At 40.1% G+C, this 22,790-nt stretch carries 25 protein-coding genes; 12 read left to right on the top strand and 13 right to left on the bottom strand.

Annotated features, from left to right (window positions below):
- Positions 1-6: 6 nt before the first annotated feature.
- Both fabK and G628_RS0103700 read right to left on the bottom strand, forming a co-directional pair.
- Positions 7-936 (bottom strand): enoyl-[acyl-carrier-protein] reductase FabK, encoded by a 930-nt coding sequence (gene fabK, locus G628_RS0103705; RefSeq protein ID WP_027208481.1) that lies wholly within the window; start codon positions 934-936, stop codon positions 7-9.
- A gap of 21 nt (positions 937-957) precedes the next feature.
- Complete coding sequence (locus tag G628_RS0103700; RefSeq protein WP_026513845.1) at positions 958-1,179, bottom strand: acyl carrier protein; 222 nt, start codon at positions 1,177-1,179, stop codon at positions 958-960.
- Between the two features lie 147 nt (positions 1,180-1,326).
- On the opposite strand from G628_RS0103700, the gene G628_RS0103695 reads away from it, so the two are divergent.
- A complete protein-coding gene (locus tag G628_RS0103695) occupies positions 1,327-2,175 on the top strand; it encodes a MerR family transcriptional regulator (RefSeq protein WP_027208480.1) in 849 nt (282 codons plus the stop codon).
- 235 nt (positions 2,176-2,410) lie between these two features.
- Complete coding sequence (locus G628_RS0103690; RefSeq protein WP_013282588.1) at positions 2,411-2,695, top strand: HU family DNA-binding protein; 285 nt, start codon at positions 2,411-2,413, stop codon at positions 2,693-2,695.
- 68 nt (positions 2,696-2,763) lie between these two features.
- Here G628_RS0103690 and G628_RS0103685 read toward each other — a convergent pair whose 3' ends face one another.
- Positions 2,764-3,297 carry a histidine phosphatase family protein gene (locus G628_RS0103685; RefSeq protein ID WP_026655953.1) on the bottom strand — a complete coding sequence of 178 codons (534 nt, stop codon included), beginning with the start codon at positions 3,295-3,297 and terminating at the stop codon, positions 2,764-2,766.
- 555 nt (positions 3,298-3,852) lie between these two features.
- On the opposite strand from G628_RS0103685, the gene G628_RS0103680 reads away from it, so the two are divergent.
- Positions 3,853-5,139, top strand: a complete 1,287-nt coding sequence (locus G628_RS0103680; RefSeq protein ID WP_026655954.1) for a hypothetical protein — start codon at positions 3,853-3,855, stop codon at positions 5,137-5,139.
- Positions 5,140-5,193: 54 nt separating this feature from the next.
- Here G628_RS0103680 and G628_RS0103675 read toward each other — a convergent pair whose 3' ends face one another.
- Positions 5,194-6,609, bottom strand: a complete 1,416-nt coding sequence (locus G628_RS0103675) for a hypothetical protein (protein ID WP_155833761.1) — start codon at positions 6,607-6,609, stop codon at positions 5,194-5,196.
- A gap of 264 nt (positions 6,610-6,873) precedes the next feature.
- Between G628_RS0103675 and G628_RS0103670 the strand changes: the two genes are divergently transcribed.
- Positions 6,874-7,530, top strand: coding sequence for a YgjV family protein (locus G628_RS0103670; RefSeq protein WP_278246536.1), 657 nt, complete (start codon positions 6,874-6,876; stop codon positions 7,528-7,530).
- Here G628_RS0103670 and G628_RS16315 read toward each other — a convergent pair whose 3' ends face one another.
- A complete protein-coding gene (locus G628_RS16315; RefSeq protein ID WP_051199006.1) occupies positions 7,531-7,746 on the bottom strand; it encodes a hypothetical protein in 216 nt (71 codons plus the stop codon).
- A gap of 159 nt (positions 7,747-7,905) precedes the next feature.
- Here G628_RS16315 and pta point away from each other — a divergent pair, with 159 nt between their 5' ends.
- Positions 7,906-8,889 carry a phosphate acetyltransferase gene (pta, locus tag G628_RS0103660; protein ID WP_026655957.1) on the top strand — a complete coding sequence of 328 codons (984 nt, stop codon included), beginning with the start codon at positions 7,906-7,908 and terminating at the stop codon, positions 8,887-8,889.
- Between the two features lie 79 nt (positions 8,890-8,968).
- On the opposite strand, the gene G628_RS16310 is transcribed toward pta, so the two are convergent.
- The 3 genes from G628_RS16310 to G628_RS0103645 form a co-directional block, all read right to left on the bottom strand.
- A complete protein-coding gene (locus G628_RS16310; RefSeq protein WP_026655958.1) occupies positions 8,969-10,390 on the bottom strand; it encodes a diguanylate cyclase domain-containing protein in 1,422 nt (473 codons plus the stop codon).
- Positions 10,391-10,464: 74 nt separating this feature from the next.
- A complete protein-coding gene (locus G628_RS0103650; protein ID WP_027208477.1) occupies positions 10,465-11,412 on the bottom strand; it encodes a GTP-binding protein in 948 nt (315 codons plus the stop codon).
- A 44-nt stretch (positions 11,413-11,456) separates the two neighbouring features.
- Positions 11,457-11,807, bottom strand: a complete 351-nt coding sequence (locus tag G628_RS0103645) for a hydrogenase maturation nickel metallochaperone HypA (protein WP_242827162.1) — start codon at positions 11,805-11,807, stop codon at positions 11,457-11,459.
- Between the two features lie 90 nt (positions 11,808-11,897).
- Between G628_RS0103645 and G628_RS0103640 the strand changes: the two genes are divergently transcribed.
- Positions 11,898-12,113, top strand: a complete 216-nt coding sequence (locus G628_RS0103640; protein ID WP_026667152.1) for a hypothetical protein — start codon at positions 11,898-11,900, stop codon at positions 12,111-12,113.
- A gap of 11 nt (positions 12,114-12,124) precedes the next feature.
- Here G628_RS0103640 and G628_RS0103635 read toward each other — a convergent pair whose 3' ends face one another.
- Positions 12,125-13,426: an ATP-binding protein gene (locus G628_RS0103635; RefSeq protein WP_027208476.1), complete on the bottom strand. Its 1,302-nt coding sequence runs from the start codon at positions 13,424-13,426 to the stop codon at positions 12,125-12,127.
- 132 nt (positions 13,427-13,558) lie between these two features.
- Complete coding sequence (locus G628_RS0103630; RefSeq protein ID WP_026655963.1) at positions 13,559-14,179, bottom strand: GDSL-type esterase/lipase family protein; 621 nt, start codon at positions 14,177-14,179, stop codon at positions 13,559-13,561.
- Positions 14,180-14,315: 136 nt separating this feature from the next.
- On the opposite strand from G628_RS0103630, the gene G628_RS0103625 reads away from it, so the two are divergent.
- Entirely contained in the window at positions 14,316-15,482 is a 1,167-nt protein-coding gene (locus tag G628_RS0103625; RefSeq protein ID WP_027208475.1) for a serine hydrolase domain-containing protein, read from the top strand.
- An 83-nt stretch (positions 15,483-15,565) separates the two neighbouring features.
- On the opposite strand, the gene G628_RS0103620 is transcribed toward G628_RS0103625, so the two are convergent.
- On the bottom strand, positions 15,566-16,120 hold the full coding sequence (locus G628_RS0103620; protein ID WP_242827161.1) for a biotin transporter BioY: 555 nt from the start codon (positions 16,118-16,120) through the stop codon (positions 15,566-15,568).
- A 233-nt stretch (positions 16,121-16,353) separates the two neighbouring features.
- On the opposite strand from G628_RS0103620, the gene bioB reads away from it, so the two are divergent.
- Positions 16,354-17,313 (top strand): biotin synthase BioB, encoded by a 960-nt coding sequence (gene bioB, locus G628_RS0103615; protein WP_027208474.1) that lies wholly within the window; start codon positions 16,354-16,356, stop codon positions 17,311-17,313.
- A gap of 68 nt (positions 17,314-17,381) precedes the next feature.
- Here bioB and G628_RS16305 read toward each other — a convergent pair whose 3' ends face one another.
- Positions 17,382-18,275, bottom strand: coding sequence for a biotin--[acetyl-CoA-carboxylase] ligase (locus G628_RS16305; RefSeq protein ID WP_034500606.1), 894 nt, complete (start codon positions 18,273-18,275; stop codon positions 17,382-17,384).
- A gap of 127 nt (positions 18,276-18,402) precedes the next feature.
- Here G628_RS16305 and G628_RS0103605 point away from each other — a divergent pair, with 127 nt between their 5' ends.
- The 3 genes from G628_RS0103605 to nadE are packed head-to-tail and all read left to right on the top strand — an operon-like array spanning position 18,403 to position 20,909.
- Positions 18,403-18,921, top strand: coding sequence for an adenylyltransferase/cytidyltransferase family protein (locus G628_RS0103605; RefSeq protein ID WP_026655967.1), 519 nt, complete (start codon positions 18,403-18,405; stop codon positions 18,919-18,921).
- A 29-nt stretch (positions 18,922-18,950) separates the two neighbouring features.
- Positions 18,951-20,156, top strand: coding sequence for a nicotinate phosphoribosyltransferase (gene pncB / locus G628_RS0103600; RefSeq protein WP_034500605.1), 1,206 nt, complete (start codon positions 18,951-18,953; stop codon positions 20,154-20,156).
- A gap of 3 nt (positions 20,157-20,159) precedes the next feature.
- A complete protein-coding gene (gene nadE, locus G628_RS0103595; protein ID WP_034500602.1) occupies positions 20,160-20,909 on the top strand; it encodes an NAD(+) synthase in 750 nt (249 codons plus the stop codon).
- A gap of 86 nt (positions 20,910-20,995) precedes the next feature.
- Here the strand turns inward: nadE and G628_RS0103590 are convergent, their stop codons facing one another.
- On the bottom strand, positions 20,996-21,202 hold the full coding sequence (locus tag G628_RS0103590) for a hypothetical protein (RefSeq protein ID WP_026655970.1): 207 nt from the start codon (positions 21,200-21,202) through the stop codon (positions 20,996-20,998).
- Between the two features lie 293 nt (positions 21,203-21,495).
- On the opposite strand from G628_RS0103590, the gene G628_RS0103585 reads away from it, so the two are divergent.
- Complete coding sequence (locus tag G628_RS0103585; protein ID WP_026655971.1) at positions 21,496-22,773, top strand: O-acetylhomoserine aminocarboxypropyltransferase/cysteine synthase family protein; 1,278 nt, start codon at positions 21,496-21,498, stop codon at positions 22,771-22,773.
- Positions 22,774-22,790 lie beyond the last annotated feature (17 nt).

Raw genomic sequence — 22,790 nt, 5'->3', positions numbered from 1 at the left:
CACTTTTCAGGCACCCATAAGTGCCATCGCCTCATTGTATATGCTCTTGATGATCTCCTCACAGGTTCCTTCGCTCTTAACGAGTCCGGCAATCTGTCCGCACATACATGAACCGTACTTTACGTCTCCGTCTATAGCTGCTTTTCTAAGTGCGCCTGCGCCCATTGCTTCAAGCTCTTCACTTGTAGTATTGGGATCAAGCTCTTTTGCCTGAAAATCTCTTGTCATTCTGTTCTTCAAAGCTCTTACGGGATGACCGAGAGACTTTCCTGTTACTATCGTGTCTCTGTCTTTTGCACTAAGGACTTTCTCCTTATAGTTTTCATGCACACCACACTCTTTTGCTGTAAGGAATCTTGTTCCCATCTGTACAGCCTTTGCTCCAAGCATATATGCTGCAGCCATTCCTCTTCCGTCGGCAATTCCGCCTGCAGCGATAACAGGGATGTTTACCGCATCTACAACCTGAGGTACAAGTGCCATGGTCGTTGTCTCTCCGACGTGTCCGCCTGATTCGCATCCTTCCGCGATAACAGCGCTTGCGCCCATACGTTCAACCATTACGGCAAGTGCAACACTGGCAACAACACAGATGACCTTTATATTTGCGCCTTTAAGCTTTTCCATGTATTTCGAAGGATTTCCTGCTCCTGTGGTAACAACTGAAATACCTTCTTCACATACAACATCCACAGCCTCTTCAATAAATGGGCTCATCAGCATCAGATTTACTCCAAAGGGCTTATCTGTAAGCTTTTTGGCCTCTTTTATCTGAGCCCTTAACTGTTCGCCGTTTGAGTTCATCGCAGCGATAAGTCCAAGCCCACCGGCATTCGAAACTGCTGCGGCAAGCTTTGCATCGGCAATCCAAGCCATTCCACCTTGTATTACTGGGTATTCAATCCCAAGCATTTCGCAAACAGGATTTTTTTCCATCTTCTTAGTCCTCCAAGCGGATCACTGCTTTTCAATAAGCTCCGCAAGCTTGTCAATTGTTGTGATTTCCTGAGAAAGTTCGATCTTGCAATCAAGTTCTTCCTGCATCTGCATTACAAGTTCCATGATGTCGAGTGAATCAAGTCCGATTTCTGTAAAAGTATCAGTTGTCTTGATCTCTGACTCCTCCTTATCAAGGTACTCTGCGATTATACGTACAATTGTTGCTTTTACATCTTTCATGTTTTTTTTCTCCCTTTTCCTAATTATTTTTCCTATTTTCTGAAAATAGGATTGTGAAAACTTAATTCTCTGTTACAATAAACTTGGGTGTTACCCCCAGGTCAAGTGTCTTTTTGATATTTTTTTATCATTTTTAAGGAGGTTTCTGTGACAAGATTTAGTGACTTCAAAGAAGAAGACTTAGAGTATTCACTGAGCGTAAGCTCGTTTGCAAAACTATGTGGTACCACAAGAGATACCCTCAGATATTATTACGAACAAAATATTTTGACTCCGCGAGTTGATCCAAACAATGGCTATCACTACTATTCGGCATCACAGATCAGTTCATTCTTTTTTATAAATACAATGCGAAAAGCCGGTTGTTCGATAAAAGAAATAAGCACTACCATTCACAATTCCAGTAAAGAAAGTATCTCAAAATTGGTAAATTCAAAAATACTGGATATGCAACGTGAGTTATTTCTTATCAATAAAAAGATAAGTTCTCTTCACCTTGGACTTTGGATCTTGGAAAAATATGACGGTTGCAAACCCGGTGTTCCGTTCCTTGACACTATTCCTGATATGAGTTTTTCATCGACAAAAGTAAAAGATAAATCTTCTTCCTATCACGCCGCCGATGTTGCCAAGGATATCTCCGCCCATTTGGCAAAAGCCAGTTCAGACTCTTCTTTTGCCGCATTTCCTTCGGGAGTAACTATCGATTATAAAGATCTTTTAAAAGGGGATTACGTATATAACAATATAATAACTTTGTCTTTTTTGCCTGCGGATAATGTTGATTCGTTCCCTCTTCCGAGCAGAAGAGTGATAAGTTGTTATCACGATCACAACACTTCCGGAATAGACAAGACATATAAGAAAATGGTTACATTCATAAAAAGGAACAAGCTGACCGCCTGCTCCGATCTTTTTTCCGTGAGTCTTATAAATATATATAATAAAGAAGCAGACCACACGTATTTTAAGTATTTGTTCATCTGCGTCGAGTAATCTTACCTAAATAATGCAACTTTTAGACACATCATTATTTTATTTCGTTAATTACTCTGACATTAAGGCCTCACCCTCATTTTAAACCATTTAATCATGCGTCTTTTCAGAATTATGCACTAAAAAACACTATAATTTTTGGCGTTTTTTCGATTCAAAACTCTTGTAAGGCGCATAAAAACATTGTAAAATCTTGATTAGTAGTTAAAATACTCATTTTGAGGGAGGTATTATCATGAATAAGACAGAACTCGTTGATGCTATTGCAAAAGAGACCGGTCTTTCTAAGAAGGATTCTGAGAAGGCTGTAAAGGCTTTCACAGAGGCAGTTTCTAAGGAACTCAAGAAAAAGGGCAAAGTTCAGCTTGTTGGATTTGGTACTTTCGAGACAGCTAAGAGAGCTGCCAGAACAGGTAAGAATCCTCAGACTGGCGCAGCTATTAAGATTCCTGCAGCTACTGTTCCTAAGTTCAAGGCTGGTAAGGCTCTTAAGGATGCTGTTAACGGTAAGAAGAAATAATAATTTCAATTCCCCTGCTTATCAGTGTTGATTTGCAGGGGATTGTTTTTGCTTAATTAATCGTAATATCAATATTCATATCTTCTGATCTCGCAATTATTTATCCCAAATCTTGAGAATTCTTCGTTATCCATTTCCCTGAAATAAGATTCTACGATCCTTACGATTCCGTTATGTGCAACAAGTATATACTCTTTATCGTCTTTCTTAATATCATCAAGAAGGTTATATATTCTCTGAGCCAGTTGCATCATTGATTCACCGGTTTTGAAACGGCTTGCCATGTGCTTTTTAGCTTCATGAAACTCAAGTCCGTCTCTGGCCGTCGATTCGTATATTCCAAAATTCTGTTCTATAAGCCTCTGCTCAACTCTTACCGGAATACCGGTGACTTCCGAGATATGTTTTGCCGTATCGTATGCTCGCATCAATGGGGAAGTAAGTATCTCATCCGCCTTGATATTCTTTTCCTTGATCATGCGTCCAACCTCGATTGCCTGTTCATGCCCTCTTTCGGTCAGTGCGATGTCAGTTGCTCCACAAATCTTGTTTTCAACGTTCCAGATGGTTTCCCCATGTCGTACAAAATAAAAATGATCCATTTGTAATTATCCTTCCAAAAATAAATGTGATATTTTATTATTTTCGTTTTTTCGAAAACTTAAATTAAGTTTCACCTTTAATTATATTCACATAATGAACACAACTTTTTCACATAAATAACACACGAAAAAGCGAAAATAGCTATTGCGATTTGCAGGAATCGACAATCCGGTTTTCGATTATATATTTTAAGAAAGAATATATTCTACACTAAACATCTTTCAGTTTCGGCTACAAATTCCAATGTGTTTTTTTATTTCTTTCTAGCTAAAAAATCTTATTCGCTATTTTAGGAATAAGCGTCTTTAATTGAAATGATTTTTCTTTTCTGTTATCTTTGGCTCCTTCGAGACTTGTCCGTCATGATCCTGCAGTCACCGGCACTATGTCACGAAGGAGTATCCTTATTATATCAAAAGACAACCGTTCGGGGCACCGCCATTTGCGCACTTTTACGATATGCCTTATTTATACTTGACTTGTCAGGACGATACTGCAATAATATGTTAGATACATACCAAAATACTTGTATACAATTTGCAGGGGATTGATTTATGAAAAAATACAGTGAACTGTCACAAGATGAATTAATTAAAGAGAAAGAAGTTCTTTCAAACGAGTACAAAAAGTGGCAAGCCAAAGGCCTCAAGCTCGATATGAGCCGCGGAAAGCCTTCTGTTGAGCAGCTCAATCTTTCTATGCCTATTTTTGATATCTTAGACGGTAAGTCTTTAATGAGATGCATGAATGGTGTTGAAACAAGAAACTATGGTTGTTTGGAAGGTATCGTTGAGGCTCAGCATCTGATGGCCGAAATAATGGACTGTCAGCCCGAGCAGGTTATCGTTTGCGGTAACTCTTCCTTAAATATAATGTTTGATACCGTTGCGCGCGGATATATGTTTGGTTTTGGCGGCTGCACACCTTGGTGCAAGCTTGATAAAGTTAAGTGGCTCTGCCCTGTACCGGGATATGACAGACACTTTGCCATAACACAGCATTTCGGATTTGAGATGATAAACATCCCCATGAACGAAGACGGTCCTGATATGGATATGATCGAAGATCTCGTATCAAAGGATGACTCGATCAAGGGAATCTGGTGCGTTCCGAAATATTCAAACCCTCAGGGAATTGTTTATTCGGATGAAGTTGTTCGTCGCATGGCTAACCTTAAGCCTGCAGCAAAAGATTTCAGAATCTTCTGGGACAACGCTTACGCAGTACATCACTTATATAAAGAAAAATGCAAGATCTTAAATATCCTTCATGAATGTGAAGAAGCAGATAATCCAAGCCTTGCCTTTGAATTCGCTTCAACTTCAAAAATCACATTTGCAGGTGGCGGAATCGCTGCCATTGCCTGCAACAACGCAAACAGACAGGAACTTAAGAAAACTCTCACTGTTCAGACTATTGGATTCGATAAGATCAACATGCTTCGTCATGCAAGATACTTCATGGATGTTGAATCCGTAGATGAGCACATGAAAAAGCATGCCAAGATCTTAAGACCTAAATTCGAGATGGTCATCAAGACTATGGAACGAGATCTCGGTGATACAGGTTGCGGAACATGGACTTCTCCAAAGGGTGGTTATTTTATCACTTATGAAGCTCCAAAGGGTACTGCTTCACGTATCGTTGAGCTTGCAAAAGAAGCAGGTGTCATCTTAACTCCTGCAGGAGCACCTTTCCCTTATCACATGGATCCTATGGATTCCGTAATAAGATTTGCTCCTTCACTTCCGCCTCTTGAAGAACTTGAGCAGGCTGCAGACATCTTTACAGTATGTGCAAGGATCGCATACTTAGAAAAACTGATATTAGCCAAAGCATAATTTCACACCATACGAAAAAGCTCGGACATTTACCATAAAATGTCCGAGTTTTTTTTATTTTCTTTTATTCACGATACTTTTTAATTTAGTAAGATACTCCATCTTCTTTGCAATATCAAAAAAATTACTCATACCAAGAATTCCGGTAATGACATATATCGGAGCAAAAACAATCAGATACCTCGGCTGCGCCTCAAACAACATAACAAAGGCAGATAAGCCTATAATACTCAGCATAATAAAACGATAATTCCATTCATTTTTTATAAACAGACTAAAGAAAAGAATTCCAAGCCACATAAGCTGCGTAAGATTCAGATAAACCGGAAAGCCTTTATGATCCGGTCTGTAAAAAAATCTGATTCCTGAATTCGCCGGTGTATCCTCCGAAAACTTATCGGTAATAAATCCTTCTCCGTCAAGGCCGTTTCCGAAAGAACCGTCATTGTAATTTAAAATAAGTTTATGGATCATCAATTCACAAAATCCGCCGGGACCCATTTCTTTCAAACGTTTCTTTATAACCTTTTTATTTTGTGACACACGCTCTTCTCTATCGGAAATATAATGTGAAAAGTTATCATCCTCGCCGTTAAACGTACCGTCAGAATCAACATTCATACCGATCATCAGCCAGTGAAACATTGAAAAGCTCTTTTCCCGATCATGTTCCATTCCCGTTTCACTTTCAAAAGTCTTGATCACGGAATAACTTCCCAGTTTAAATGCAGGCACCAGAAGTACCAATATAAGTATTATCGGAACAAGCTTTTTAACAATTTCCACTCCCTTATTTTCAACAAGCACATAAACGGAATGTGCTATAACAATTGCAATCAGCATTATCAGCGATTCCGCTTTGATATGAAAACCGATTATCGAGACAAGAAGCAGCACTATCCACTTTATGATTGTTTTTTTTACAGAGTTCTCATTAATAGATAGGTATATCCACAACACAAACACCGGGAAGATAATCCCCAATGAGTCCGTATATAATACAAAATTCCAAGGTGAGATACATACGAATACATAACATACCAAGAATCCCAACGACCGCATTTTCTTATCGCCCGTCAGCTTGTATATACTATCGGCAAGAAGCAGTCCCACACAGTAATAAACAATGCAATTAAATACCACACAAAATCCGTAAGCGGATATATAAGAAGATAATCCGATATGCGTAGCTAATGAAAACAGTTTGGCATATATAACCAGTGAAAGCATGTTATTGGTGTAATGCGAGTAATATCCCGGCTCAAAAGAATTTCCAACCGCCAGATTATATGCATCTTCGGTAAGCGTTCCCGCATCCCATCCGGTTCCATACATCGAACATAGAGCGATTATCACCTGAACAACAAAAAGAACTATAAGAATGACGCCGCTTTTAATTTTGAATCTTTGAAAATCAAAACGCTCAAAGCACCAATACAATAAAGAAAACAATATGATTCCAAATAGCATCAAAATGGCGTTCCCCAAAACAAGATTTCTTTTAAAATATTCATTGTAAGGGATAAACGTTGATATCAGGATAAAAAACAATGCTACTATAATAAGAATTCGAAAAAGTACAGAAATACTGCTGTTTAATATTTTTTTTAACTGCAACATAAGGGCCGCTCTTTTCTCTTAAGATATTATTCCTTCAAATTTTCGCTTAATTCTAACATTGCCAAAATAAGCGGTCAACCTACGCAGAACATAATTTGAATATCGTATAATCTTTTGTTATCATACGTATATCAAATACTTTTTTTATATAATTGGAGCGTTATTATGAATAATACATTTATTGAAGCAATCGGATATTTAGGATCGACATTGGTTCTTGTTTCTTTCCTTATGGCCTCTGTGGCAAAATTAAGAATCGTAAATTCGATAGGTAGTGCGATCTTCACATTATATGCGTTTATCATTCACTCTTATCCCACTGCGATAATGAATATATGCCTTGTTTTGATAAACATATATTATCTTGTAAAGCTGAATAATACATCTGTTGAATACACTTGTATAAAAATATCAAAGGATGATTCTGTAATAAAGCATTTCCTTGATCACTACAAGGAAGATATTTCCAAGTGTTTTCCGGGCATAAATACCGACTTTGAATCGGCAAATGTCGGATATGCGATTCTACACGAAGGAACTCCTGCCGGAGTATTTCTTGGAAAAAGACAAGCCGATGACAATGTAGACATTCTTTTAGACTATTCTATTCCTCAATTCAGAGACTTCTCTATAGGTAAGTTCTTGTATTCAAAGCTTCCCGCTGACGGAATAAAAACCCTTACCTATAGCGGTCCCGATAAGCATCACATGAAATATCTTGCAAAGCTTGGTTTTGAGAAATATGAAAGCTGTTACAAAAAAAGATTTTGATTACCTGTTTTTGGCGATATCCATTATCTGCTGAAAAGTTGTTATATCATTGGCGGTTATCTTAATGTTTGACTCAATCTCTTTTCCGTCAGGTGTAGTCACTTTCACGGCAATAATTGTTCCTTCTTTCATTGAATCATTTCCGATTGCTTTGAAAAAAGCGATGATCTTGGGATGTTCCTGTTGGAATATCTGAAAGCGCTGTTGTAATTGCATTAAACTCATTGGATTCATATTTTTAAAATTTCTCCTGTTTTTCTTTTTATACTAATGTAAAACTTGAGCGAAATCAAATTATTTTCCCGACAATAGGTCTAGAATATGTATGCGCTTACATATTAAAGAAATACCTGATATATAAAAGGAGGATAATAAATGTACGGATTTGGTGATATGATACAGAAGCTTAAGGCAAACCCTAAGACCATCGTTTTTCCCGAAGGATCAGATCCCAGAATCTTGGAGGCTGCTTCACGTCTTCTTGCCGGAAACTTTTTGAAACCTATATTGCTTGGAAATGTTGACGAGATCAATCGTTCTGCCGAAGATGCCGGATATAACATCAGAGGCGCTCAGATAATCGATCCCGAGAACTATGATAGATTTGATGAAATGGTAGAGACTTTCTGCGAACTTCGTAAGAGCAAGGGAATGACTCCCGAGAAAGCTATACCGATTCTCAAGCAGACAAACTATTTTGGAACAATGCTTGTAAAGATGGGACTTGGTGACTGTCTTCTCGGTGGTGCAACATACTCAACAGCAGATACAGTAAGACCTGCACTCCAGATCATTAAGACAAAACCTGAAAACACTATTGTTTCATCATGCTTTATTCTTGTTCGTCCTTCAGCTACAGGGGAGAACGAAGTGATAGCAATGGCAGATTGCGGTATCAACATCAACCCCAACGAAGACGAGCTTGTTGAGATCTGCGGTGAGACTGTAAACTGCGCTCAGAGATTTGGTGTTAATCCCAAAGTTGCTTTCCTTTCATTCTCTACAAAGGGCTCTGCAAAAGATGAGACAGTTACAAAGATGCAGAACGCAACAAAGAAAGCTCAGGCAAAATATCCTGATGTTCCGATTGACGGAGAGCTTCAGTTTGACGCTGCGGTAGCTCCCAATGTTGCAAAGCAGAAGGCTCCCGGTTCACCTGTTGCAGGATATGCAAACACATTCATATTCCCTGACATCAACGCAGGAAACCTTGGATACAAGATTGCTCAGCGTATGGGCAACTTCGAAGCATACGGACCTATTCTTCTTGGTCTTAACGCTCCGATCAACGACCTTTCTCGTGGCTGTAATGCAATCGAAGTTTACTCAATGTCTATCATTACAGCTTCTCTTGCATAAAGCGGTTTCTTTGTAAAATATAAACGAACATAAAACACCCCATAGAAATCAGATATCCTGACTTTTATGGGGTTATTTTTTACTCATCTTTATTTAGTTCGTGCTTTCCTCTGCGTTCGTGTTCTTTATCTTTGTAATAAGCAGCCTTATCTTCATACATACGCTCATCTGCTTTTTTAACAGCTTTATTGATTTCCCTTGAATCTTCAAGCCATATATAGCCTGTCGCAGCAGATACTTTTTCCAGTTTTGTGCGAAGTTTTTTCACAAGCTCTGTAAACTTCTCTTCGGTTATCTCGGGGATGATGGCTATAAACTCATCTCCGCCTATCCTGTAACAATACTTCCTCTTAAATACCGAAGCAACGATTGACGATGTCTCTCTTATCTTTTCATCTCCGGCATCATGTCCTTCAGTTGCATTGATTGCTTTAAGTCCGTTTATATCTATGTAGCACACGCCTACTACAGAAGACATTCCTGACAAAACAAGCAGCGCCTGATTCAGAGAGTTTCTGTTTCCAAGCCCCGTCAGCGCATCGTGGCTTCCAAGATACATCATCTCTTTTGTCAGAGCTCTGTTTCTCATATCGTAGGAAATAAAGATTGCTACCGACTCCATTACTTCTGCGACATTTATCGGCAACGAATTTTCATAATTATCGGCAACAAGGTATCCGATGATCTCATCGTTATCATGAAGCGTTGTCACTATATATCTCGAAACACTTCCCGCAAGAAGTCCGTTATAAACCTCTTCTTCATACTGCTGGATAATAGAAGTGTCATTTATAACTATAGTGTTCTTTCCCTTAAGCTGTCTGTCCCACATATCAACTATGTTCATCCGCTCAAAATCTTTTCGACTCGGAAGATTAGAAGCATGTGCATCATTAAGCCACTCTCTTACATCTACAACCTTTTTGTCTTTTACCTCAACGATTCCTACACGGTCAGCTTTTATCGCCTGTCCGAGTAGCTTCAGTACTTTACGTATTCCTTTGCCAAACTCTGCGGATGACAAGGCTGTAGCGCAATCAATAACAAGCTTACTGGTATTGGAAGCAAGCTCGCGATTATCCTCACTCTTTTTTGCAATTGTTATGTCATGGATTATAAATGCACAAAAGCCCTTCTGATAAACAGGAACAGCGCAGTATTCAAGCCACTTGTCATGTTGTGTGTTATAAGTCCTTATTGTCGAAGACTGTCTTAATATCGCAGCCTGATAACTATATTTGATCCAGTCCTCATCTCTGTTCATAACAGTCTTTAAATATGTATTGCCAACAAGCTCAGCCGAAGGCTTTCCGACAAGCTGAGAATACTTCTCATTTGCGAACAAAAAAAGCATATCCTTCACTGTTCCGAAAGGATCTGTCATAACTTTAAAAATACAATATGCATCCGGCAGATCTTTTAGCATATACAAAATATCACTCGGCGCAAAATTAGAAGATGATGAGTATCCAATTTTTCCGTCATTCTGATTGTCCGGCATCTGCATTCTCCTTAATTAAGTATATTCTTTTACTTCCTTTCGTAAATTATACTATAAAACAGTACACTTTGCACCTATACCAATGGCTCCCCTACATATTTTACCAATTCCGCGCGGTCAAGATTTTCTCCGATTATTATAAGTACCGCCCTGTCTGTGTTTACGCGCTTTGTATCATACCTTTTCCTTGTAACATTAAGTTCAATCTTTTCGGTATCGCCTACTTGGATAAATCCCTTTATCCTGTGCACATTCCCGCATTTCTCATCCTCAAATATCTTAGTTACCGTTTCATGCAACAGTTCTTCATCTATTGTAAAATCAAAATAAAACAGCGTTTGATATCCGGAATCTCCTACGTGCATTCGCTTGGGATAATCAGCTTTTTTATATCCCGAACCGATCATCTTGTTATAATCCGCATCTGAAAATTCATCCCAGTTTTTCGCGATTATATCTTCAGGTCTTATTACTCTCGAGCACTCAAATTCATCCATGACTGACTCGATATGCGAAAGAATCTCATCTCTTTTTTTCTCATTTTCTTCGTCCAACTTACTTACGACAACCACTCCTGCCGACGCAATCTCAGACATCAGCATATAACGGGACTCCTGTGACAGATCCGCCACGTGCTCCGCATCGTATATACATATGACGCTTCCCATCTCATACCACATATCTATCGGCGACTCATACAATATGTCAAATAACTCATCCGGATCAAAAACGCCTGACGGCTCGATTATTACCCTGTCATATCCAAGCATTCCCATCGCTATAAGCTTTGTCTTTAGCCTTCGCTGATGCGCCACCTCTCCGTCTCCGCCGACTATCATCTCAATATTACAGTTTTCACCGAGCAGCTCCTGCAAAAGAACCATATCTACATTTATGGCTCCGAAATCATTTTCGATGATGCATATTTTTTCACCTTTTTCCATGAGCTTTTTTGCATATTTTTTTAAAAAAGTGGTCTTTCCCGATCCGAGAAATCCTGTTATAAGATCGACTTTGGTCATTCTTTCTCCATCCCAAAAAAGAGGCCCATAAGACCTCTCTTTTCTTAATCTTCAACTGTTATACTCTCTATCACTATGTCCTTGCCCTCTATTATCTTTGCCTTTTTCCCGCCGCAATTAGGGCATAAATATCTGTTGCTCTTATCGGGAAAATACTCTTTTCCGCACTCCTCGCACAGCGCTTTAACAGGAACCTCTTCGCATATCAGCTCAGCTCCGTCAAGCGGTGTGCCTTCCACGACTTTTGTAAAATACTTATTTAAGTAATATGGCAACACTCCGCTCGTCTTACCGACAAGAACATGAATACTCTTTATCTTGCTGTCTTTTGCCGAGTCCATCGCCATCGCCACTATTTTCGTAACGTAACTCATTTCATGCATAACATTCACCATACATCATATTTTAATTATCATTTTATAGCATTTTAATTGAATAAATCCTGCGTTAAAAAGATAATATTAATACCTAAAGGAGGGTTTACCATGTCACATAATACCACAAAAATCTGCATAGGCTGCGGTCGTACATTTAATGCCCGCAACAGTAACATGCCCTTTTGCTGTAAATTCTGTAAAAAGAGATACTCCTATCACTACACTTTCAAATGCAGTGATTGCAGAAACGCAGCATGTGAAGTAAGAAACAACTATTTAAGCGGCTGTGCAATAGGCTGTCCCAATCTTAAATGGGTTCCGTAAGTCTCTTGTTATCACATGCCAAGCAAATGGTTAATAAACTGCTGCGCAACACGACCGGAGATGCCGCCGTGGTTCATTTCCCATCTGTCTGCCTCTCTAAACAATTCTTCTTCCTTCATATCTATTTTATTCCTGATTGCCAATTTTTTGACAATATCGTAATATTCCTGTCTTGAAGGCTTATAATAGCCGATCGTCACACCAAATCTGTTTGCAAGCGAAAGCTTCTCTTCCATTGTATCCGAGTGATGAATATCAGCATTCTGTTCAACATCATGCCTGTCTCTCCAAGTCTCGCGGATGAGATGCCTTCTGTTTGACGTCGCATAAATAAGGATATTATCGGGTCTTGTCTCAACGCCACCTTCGATAACCGCTTTGAGGAACTTATAATCGGATTCATCTTCTTCAAAAGAAAGATCGTCCATATAAATAATAAACTTATAGTTTCTGTTCTTGATCTGCGAAATAAGTCCGGATAACAGCCTGAACTGATACTTATATATCTCGATCATTCTAAGTCCGTCGCTGTAAAACTCATTTACTATAGCTTTTATACTTGTCGATTTCCCCGTACCGCTGTCACCAAAAAGAAGTACGTTGTTCGCTTTCTTTCCCTCAACAAATGCCTTGGTATTTTCAACAAGTTTCTTCTTCTGGATTTCATATCCCACAAGGTCGTCAAGCACAACACTGTCCATGTTGTTTATTGATGAGAAAAGAATCTTTCCGTCGTTTCCCTCATTTAATCTGAACGCCTTATTAAGACCGAATGCGCCAACACCGATTTCCTTGTAAAAATTCGTTACGGTATCAAAAAAAGCATTTTCATCCTTAGCATTTTCAAGCTTTTCAGAAAGGCTTCTCACCTTTTCGCTTACGTTGTGATTGTACATAAGCTCAGGCTTCTCAATTGCCTTATAATCCGTTATGTATGAAAAACAATCTATCTCAAGCGCATCTTCTATTTCTGAGAAATCATATTCAAAAAGTTTTTTGAAAACGCCAAAATCACTCTTTGCAAAATGATTTACGCTTCCGTCCTTGCTTCCGACTTTTTCACATGTCAAAGAAAAAGGATTTTCCTGCATGATCAGAAGATATGTCAGATAGTTATGCCATAAGTTTTTATCAAAAGCATAATCTGTTCCCAACTCAAGAATTCTTTTTATCTGTTTATATATTCTTGTCGTCAGGTCTGTCTTATCATAATCATTTGAGTGAAAATCCTTAAAAACAGACGCAAGCTGCATTAATATTGAGTTTTGAGGCTGATCGCCGTAAATCAGCAAATTTGATACCAATTGTTCCATAATATTCTCCGATAATAATTTCTATGATGATATACAAATTCTTTTTTGTACCTACATCATGTATGATAGGTAAATTATATATCAGTTATCTGAACTTGGCACCATTTTGCATTTATTTTATTCGGTATTTCCTTAGATCTGCATAGCTTTGATCTTACTTGATATAGCGGTAGCAAGCGCCTCATGACCTTTTTCATCAAGGTGCTCATCGTCGCGCTTACTGGGTGAAGCATATGAAGAAGCCGCAAGGAAAGTGTTTCCTCTTTTTTCCGCAATCTTCTTGTAAGTTTTTGCGAGTTCTTTACTGCGGTTCACAGAATCCGTGTCAAACTCCGGATCCTTTGTGGGCTGCCACACATCGTCGCCGAGGTGAATGGGCGATACGACCAAAACTTTCTCAGGCGATACATATTTTTCAATCTCCTCTATGCAACGCTCGAGGCCTTTTCCTATCACATGTGGGTTGGCATGGTAGTATGTTTTGCAGTCATTTGTTCCGAGCATGATTATTACTCCGTCTAAAGGAGAAGCACTCTCAAGAATAAGGGGAAGTGTATCGACACCTTTTCTGAAAGGTCTTATCTCATCTTCAAATACGGTTGTTCTTCCGCAAAGTCCCTCTTCTATTATTTTTGTATCATTAAGTTTGTTCTGAACAAGTCCCGTCCATCTAATCTCATCGGGATATCTTTCCTTTGTTCCGGGGATAAGCCCCCATGTATTCGAATCACCAAACGCAAGTATGTTTTTCATAGTTTTTTGTACTCCTTTGATAATTCCATTATGCTATTCAAACTTTATTTTGTATAATATTGACATCTTATAGGCAGACATAAGCATTTCATATTACAATATTTAAAAGTCATTACTTATGAAAGGAAAGATATTTATGAGAGACAAGCAGAAACTTATTCAAGAGTGCATGGACAGAGCCGTTGAGAATCAGGAAGTAGCAGGCGTTATCGCACTTGAGATAAAGGATGGAAAAGAAATCTTTTTTGCAAAAAGCGGCTATGCCGATATAAAAAACAATATTCCGATCGGTCGCGACAATATCTTCAGATTATATTCACAGTCAAAGCCGATAACAGCGACTGCCGCCATGATGCTCATAGAAGACGGAATCCTTGACCTTGGCGAGCCCGTCGGCAACTACATTGAAAGCTATAACAAGCAGACTTATCTTTCCAAAGACAAGGTTCATAAAGTACCGGAAGAAAATAAAATGAGAATACGCGAGCTCCTTAACATGACTTCAGGGCTCGTATATCCAGGACTCAATACCGCTTCCGAAGTTGAAGTCGGCCGTCTCATGAACAAGATGGAGAAAAAACTCGGATCGGATAAGATGATGACTACAATGGAATTTGCGGAAGAACTTGGAAAGATCCCTCTTAATTTCATACCCGGAAGTCATTTCCAATATGGCACAAGTGCGGACGTTCTCGGTGCCGTTATAGAGAAAGCTTCGGGAATGAGCTTTGGAGACTTTGTAAGATCAAGAATCCTTGAGCCACTTGATATGAAAGACACTGATTTCTATGTTCCCGATAGCAAGAAGGACCGCCTTGTAAAAGCATACAGATTCACAAAAGGAAAGCTTTGCAAGTACTCCGGTGACCATCTTGCCATTAGAAACAACGGTGATCCCAATCCGTTTGAATCAGGCGGAGCAGGTCTTTTCTCAACAATAGATGATTACGCACATTTCGGACAGATGCTCCTAAACGGCGGAACATATGAAGGCAAGCAGCTCCTTACCCCTAACAGTGTAAAGTATCTGACTTCCGGAAAACTAAACGGGACTCAGCAACTCGACCTTCAGAAATGGCAGGGACTCGAGGGCTACACCTACGGAAATCTCATGCGCGTTTTGGATGATCCGAGGCAGGCTTCTCTCATTGCCAACAAAGGGGAATACGGATGGGACGGATGGCTTGGTGCACACTTCTCAAACGATCCCGAGACCAACACTACCTTCCTCATGATGGTCCAACGCTACGATTACGGTACAGGCCCGCTCACAAGGAAGATTAAAAATATTATCTTTTCATAAATAAAAAACTTATTATAAGTAGGAGCATTTCATGCCGTTTAGTGAAAAGATCTGCTCCAAAGCTGCCGGCGCAACAACTCCGCTTATTTAAGAACCTTCTTAAATGCGGGTATTATCTGGGCTGCCACGACTGCTTTGACAAGGTCGAGAACTATAAATGGTGCAAATCCCATTGTGAAGCCTGTCAGCAAATCATAATGCGACATTGCCATAAGATAGATCATTCCGATAATATCTATGACCACAACGCCAATGACCGCGCTTACGGTATATCTGATTCGATTGTAGGCTTTTCCGCGGATAAGTGGAATAAGTACCGCTACAACAATAAACGCCCATGTATAAGCTCCCCATGGCTGAATGAGATAGCCTATGCCACCCTTTCCTCCTATGAATACCGGAATGCCTACAACTCCAAGAAGCATCCATACCGTAACGATCAAAAATGACTCTCCGACGCTAAATAACAAAGCGATAAGCAAAAGCACAAAGTTTATCATAGTTATATGCGGTGCTCCGGGAATCGGAAGCGGAACACTGATATATGCGCCTATACATAAAAGTGCTGCAAAAAGCGCACTTACTACAAGTCTTTTGGTCTTATTACTCTGCTCGTTCATGATTTGTCCTTCTTTCATTCTGTCTGATATTGTTTTTTCCTATGATTTATCTTTTTCAAAAAATACATTTATAAACACGTACCTTAGGAAGTATATATTCCTGTATTCTCATTGTCAACCTCTTTAAATTAATTGGTTGACAATATCTTTTTATCGCTTATACTAAAATTCAATTGGTAAGCATAACCACAATGGCATAATGCTTTCATGACATTTGCAATTATTCGCAACACTAACGGGAGAGATAAACTATGACTGTAAATGAATTAAAAGAGAAAGTATTAAACGATAAAAGTATTACAAAAGAAGAAGCTCTTTTTCTTGTAGACGCAAACCTCGAAGAACTCGCTTCTGCCGCAGATGAGATAAGAAAAAAGAATAACGGAAACAATTTTGATATGTGCGCCATCATGAGTGTAAAAGGCGGACGTTGTCCAGAGAACTGTAAATTCTGCGCTCAGTCGAGCTGTTCAAATGCAGATATCCCCGAATATAAAGTCAGGAATACAGATTACGTTGTCGCTGACGCAAAGAAGCGTAACAAAACCGGAATAACACACTACTGCCAGGTTTCATCGGGAAGAAAAGTAAGCCGTGAAGAACTTGCGCAAATATGTGAAAACGTAAGAGGAATAGTATCGGAGACAAACCTTATCCCCTGCGTATCTCTGGGGCTTTTATCAAAAGAAGATTTGGAAGAATTAAAGAAAGCCGGCGTTAAACGCGTGCATAACAATATTGAAACAAGCCCCTCATACTTTGGAAAGTTATGTACTACGCATACTACCGATGAAAAAATAAAAGTAATGAAACTTGTCCATGAAGCAGGACTTGAACTTTGCAGCGGAGGAATCTTCGGCGTCGGAGAAAGCTGGGAAGACAGGATTGACATGGCACTTGCTTTAAGAGAAGTAAATCCCGAATCCGTGCCTATCAACATGTTAAAGCCCATCAAAGGAACTCCGCTGGAATCCTATCCTTATCTGTCCGAAGATGAACTAAGAAGAATCATAGCCGTCTTCAAATTCATCCTTCCACACTCCGAGATCCGCTTTGCGGCAGGAAGAGACATAATTGAAGATGCGGGAATATCATTTTTCAGATCAGGCTCCAATGCCACAATCTCAGGGGACATGCTGACCGTAAAGGGTGTCTCTTTGGAAAAAGACCTTGAGAACATCCGCGCGCTCGGATATGAAATCGCAGAATAAAACATAGATTTTTTTTGATTGTATACATCTAAAATCCTTGCATCATGACTTTTTTGAACAAAACGCTTCTAAAAAGTCATATGATTTTCAATCAGTCTGTTGTTAAACTCCATCTTGATTTCATCCGTATTCGCGTTCGCAAGCGCAAACAGATTATAAATAATCCTCGCGATGAGCCCGTTCTTTGTCACCGTAGATTTTCCGGGCTCAAAAAGCGCTCCCGCTATGCTTTGCAAGTCTTTTGGAAATTGACTCATATCGGAATCAAAGTTTATACCGATCCCGATAACGATCCACTGCACCGTTCCCGTATCAAACTCGGCTCCCGACTCTGTAAGGATTCCGCAGATTTTTTTACCATCGACGAATAGATCGTTCACAGGCTTTATCTTCGCCATAATCCCGCATAAATCCTGCACCGCTTTGCAAACAGAAACACCCGCAAGCGCTGTAATAACGTCGGGTTCAAGACTTGGAAGCATTTCGGGAGTCAGAATGATACTCATATAAATTCCGCCCTCGGGAGAAAAGAACTCGTGCTCTCTCCTTCCTTTTCCCAAGGTCTGACTCTTGGCAATGACCACCGTTCCGCCAGGCGCTCCCGCTATCGCCAGCTCCTTTGCGGTTCTGTTGGTTGAATCAAGCGTTTCATGTATATGTATCATGCCGTGTGATGAAACGATCGTGCTATAAATCTTTTCTTTTTTCCCTATAGGAACTTTTTCAGAATATGCCGAAAGCTCAGCAATAATCCCCGACTCAGAGATTATATCGTTCGATGTTCCCAGAATATATCCTTTTTTGCTGGACGCCTCAATCACGTATCCCTGATTTCTAAGCTCCTTTATTGCCTTCCACACAGCGGTTCTGGACAGTCCGAGGCTCTCCGCCATGAATTCTCCCGAGATAAAATCCTCTTTATTTTTTTCCAAAAAATCCAGCACTCTGTCTTTCGAACTCATGCATATTCTCCTTCAGCCAGTCTAAATCAAATAAACTATGTACATATTAACATACTTTTTACCTTTCTTTTGAATCCTGACAAAAAAGTGATATAATACCCAAAACGAAATACCAAGAGGAAATGAAATGATAAATATTGGAATTGTGTTCGGATGTTTCATACCGATGCACAAAGGGCACGAGTCCCTGATAAAAAGAGCTCTTGATGAAAATGACAAGATCATTCTCGCCGTCTGCGGTTATCAGACTGACAGAGGCCGCGACTTTATCGACTTCGAGACAAGAATACGCCTTGTTGAAAAGATGTATGAAAATGAGAAAGACCGCGTCATTGTAATTAAGATTGATGACAAAAAACTCGGTCTCGACGGAACTTTTACCCATGAAAACTGGGTGCTCTGGGGCGACGAACTTTTTACCAATGCAGGCATAAGTCCTGACAGCGCACACTTTACCTGGTATACGGGCGAGCCTTCATACGTCGACAAATTGGGAGAAATATATCCCAATCACACTTTTACTCTTGTTGACAGGCAGGTGATAAAGACCTCCGGAACAGAGATAAGAAACAATCCAAACGTACATGAAAGCGAAATAAACAGCGTTTTTCTCGAATACCTAAGATCAGCGGGAAAACTCAAATAATGTATTAGAATACAAAAAAGGAGCCAATTATGGAAAATATTATTCAAAGCCTTCTGGAAACAGACCTTTACAAGTTTTCAATGGGCCAGGCAATTTATCACAACTTCCCTGACTACACTACAACATGGACATTCAAGTGTAGGAACAAGGATGTAAAATTCACCAAGGAGATGGTGGATGAGGTCAAGAATCAGATTCTTGCTTACTGTAATCTCACATTCAAGGAAGACGAACTCAATTACCTTTCCAAAGTCACATGGATAAAAAAATCTTACGTAGACTTCCTTCGTCTCTGGCACCCCAGATATGAAGACTTCACAATAGGCACCGATGCAGAATGCGGACTTACCATCGAAACAAACGGCACATGGCTTAACACATCCATGTACGAGATTCCAACTCTTGCCATCGTAAACGAAGTTTATTTCAGAATGGCTTATGATTACAAGGAGCTCATGGCTTCTTTCGAAGAGAAACTTGATGAAAAGATTAAGCTTCTTTCGGATAACACATACAATATCGGCGCTTTCAGCGAATTCGGATTAAGAAGAAGACTTTCAGCCGAAGCACAGGAGCTTGCTGTTAAAAAGCTTAAAGATTCCAAACTCGGCAATTCAATATTTGTCGGTTCTTCAAATGTCTTTTTAGCAAAAAAACTCGACGTAAATCCCGTAGGAACAATGGCTCACGAGTGGATCATGTGCGTAGGCCAGGGCAATCACAAACACAATCCCGCATACTCCAACTGGTATGCTCTCGACTACTGGGTAAAAGAATACGGAATCCTCAACGGAACAGCTCTTACCGATGCGATCACAACAGACTGCTTCCTTCGCGACTTCCAGCTAACTTATTCAACTCTTTTCTCAGGTGTTCGTCACGACAGCGGAGACCCGATCGAATGGGGTGAAAAGATGATAAATCACTACAAGAGTCTCGGAATCGATCCTGCAACAAAGACTCTCCTGTTCAGTGACAGCCTTGATTTCAAGCGTGCAAACGACATCAACGCTCACTTCAAAGGAAAAGCAAAAGTTGCTTTCGGCATCGGAACATACATCGCAAACGACACAAAGGTTCCCGCGCTCAACATCGTTATGAAGACAACCGCATGTAACGGACAGGATGTTGCAAAGATCTCTGACGTTGAAGGTAAAGGAATGTGCAAGAACCCCGATTATGTTGATTATCTTCAGAGATGTATCGACTGGAGAATGACTCACGAGAAGGTATGAATTATGGAAAACTTAGTTAAGATAGATCCGAACGAACAGATTGAAAAGATCACAAAATGGATATGCGAATGGTTTGACAAAAACGGAAAGACCGCAAGTGCCGTTATCGGCCTCTCAGGCGGTAAAGACTCTACAATCGTTGCCGCACTCCTTGTTAAAGCCCTCGGCAAAGACAGAGTTGTAGGCGTTATGATGCCAAACGGTGAACAGAAAGATATCGCCGATTCCCGTAAAATCGCCGAGCTTCTCGATATCAAGACATACACGGTAAACATCGCTCCCGCTGTCGACGGAGAGAAAAAAGCTCTCGAAGAAGCCGGAATAACCCTGTCAAATGATGCAAACATCAACACACCTCCGAGAATCCGTATGACAACACTGTATGCTATCGCACAGTCACTTCCAAACGGTGGCCGCGTTGCAAATACATGCAATAAGTCTGAGGACTACGTCGGATATTCAACAAAGTACGGTGATGCCGCAGGTGATTTCAGCCCCTGCTCAGATTTTCTTGTATCAGAAATGCGCATGATCGGAGATGCATTGGGACTTCCAAAGGAACTCATTCACAAGACTCCTTCGGACGGATTATGCGGACTCTCTGATGAAGACAAGCTTGGATTTACTTATGATACTCTTGATAAATACATAATTACGGGAGTTTGCGAAGACGACGCAGTCAGAGAAAAGATTGACCGTCTCCACAACATAAACCTTCACAAGCTTAAGACTATTCCTATGTACAAAAAATAAAATGAAATAATATAAAAAGTAAGGACATTTCATTCTTCTCTAATCGTCTGTACAGACTTTGAAAAAAGAATGAAATGTCCTTATTATTATTCTTCAGAATCTTCAGAATCGTCGTACTCTGCAACGATTGTTGACTCAGCCTCAGAAGCTTTTGAATTGTCACGCTCTTTTACCAAAACAATAAGTCTTTTCGGCTTTTCAGGTGCTTTTCTTTCTGAAACAAGGCTGATCCTGCCGCATCCGGTCAGGCATAATGAAAGTACTATTACTAATGGTAAAACTCTTTTAATCATATTCGTATCCCTGTCAAATCTGAAATCGTGAATTTGTCCCCTTGTGTGCTGTCTTGTTGATTTTTAATGATAAATCAATAAAAATTCTAAATCCCAACAAGACAGCACACTTAAAAAACCGCATGTACACTGGCTTCGTACAATAATATGGTACCATAATCGCATGGTTGCTTCAATTTTAAAGATATTTTCACATAATTTACAAACTGGTTTCATGTGGTTTAATCGCAAACACGACTTTATTGTGGTAATATATATGGTGATTTTATTTTGAACATTTTCAGGAGGATATTATGGACCAGCAAAAGATCGGAACCAGATGCGTACAGGCAGGCTATACCCCGGGCAACGGAGAGCCCCGTCAGATACCTATTATTCAGTCTACAACCTTTAAATATGATACAAGTGAGGACATGGGTAAGCTCTTTGACCTTGAAGCTTCGGGCTACTTCTATACAAGACTCCAGAACCCCACAAATGACCATGTTGCGGCAAAAATCGCAGCTCTTGAAGGCGGATGTGCCGCAATGCTCACATCTTCAGGCCAGGCCGCTAACTTCTTTGCGTTATTTAATATATGTGAATGTGGAAGTCACATTGTTGCCTCATCTTCCATCTACGGCGGAACATTTAATCTCATCGCCGTGACTATGGCTAAAATGGGAATCGAAGTTACTTTCGTATCTCCCGATGCAAGCGATGAAGAACTTGATGCAGCATTTAAGGACAACACAAGAGCCGTATTTGGCGAAACAATCGCTAACCCCGCTCTTACCGTTCTTGATATTGAGAAATTTGCAAACGCAGCACACAGACACGGTGTTCCTCTTGTTGTAGACAATACATTCCCGACTCCTGTTAATTGCAGACCCATTGAGTGGGGTGCAGATATCGTAACTCATTCAACAACAAAATATATGGATGGACACGGAGCAGCCGTTGGTGGTGCTATCGTTGATTCAGGTAAGTTCGACTGGATGGCTCATGCCGACAAATTCCCCGGACTTACACAGCCCGATGATTCATATCACGGAATTGTATATGCTGAGAAATTCGGACAGGAAGGTGCTTTCATAACAAAGTGTACAGCACAACTCATGCGTGACTTTGGTTGCATCCAGTCACCTCAGAATGCATTCATTCTTAACCTCGGACTTGAATCACTTCACGTTCGTATGCCTAAGCACGTAGAGAACGGACTTGCTGTTGCAAAATTCCTTCAGGAGCAGCCTCAGGTAGAAAAAGTAAGCTATCCCGGACTTGAAACTGACAAGTACTACGAACTCGCAAAGAAATATCTTCCAAACGGCGGATGCGGTGTCGTATCATTCGAGCTCAAAGGCGGAAGAGCCGCTGCTGAGAGCTTCATGAAAAAACTTAAACTTGCAGCTATCGAGACTCACGTTGCCGATGCACGCACTTGTTGCCTCAATCCCGCAACCTCAACACACAGACAGCTCACAGACGAGCAGCTTGAAGCAGCAGGAATCCCTGCAGGTCTCGTACGTATGTCTTGCGGTCTTGAAGATAAAGAAGATCTTATCGCCGACATCAAGAATGCACTTGCGTAAGTAAAACTAACCAGCCC

This window comes from Butyrivibrio hungatei NK4A153 (assembly GCF_000424465.1).
GTDB classification, from domain to species: Bacteria; Bacillota; Clostridia; order Lachnospirales; family Lachnospiraceae; genus Butyrivibrio; species Butyrivibrio hungatei_A.
The sequence above is the reverse complement of the archived record's forward strand: the minus strand, read 5'-3'. Positions and strand labels throughout refer to the sequence as shown.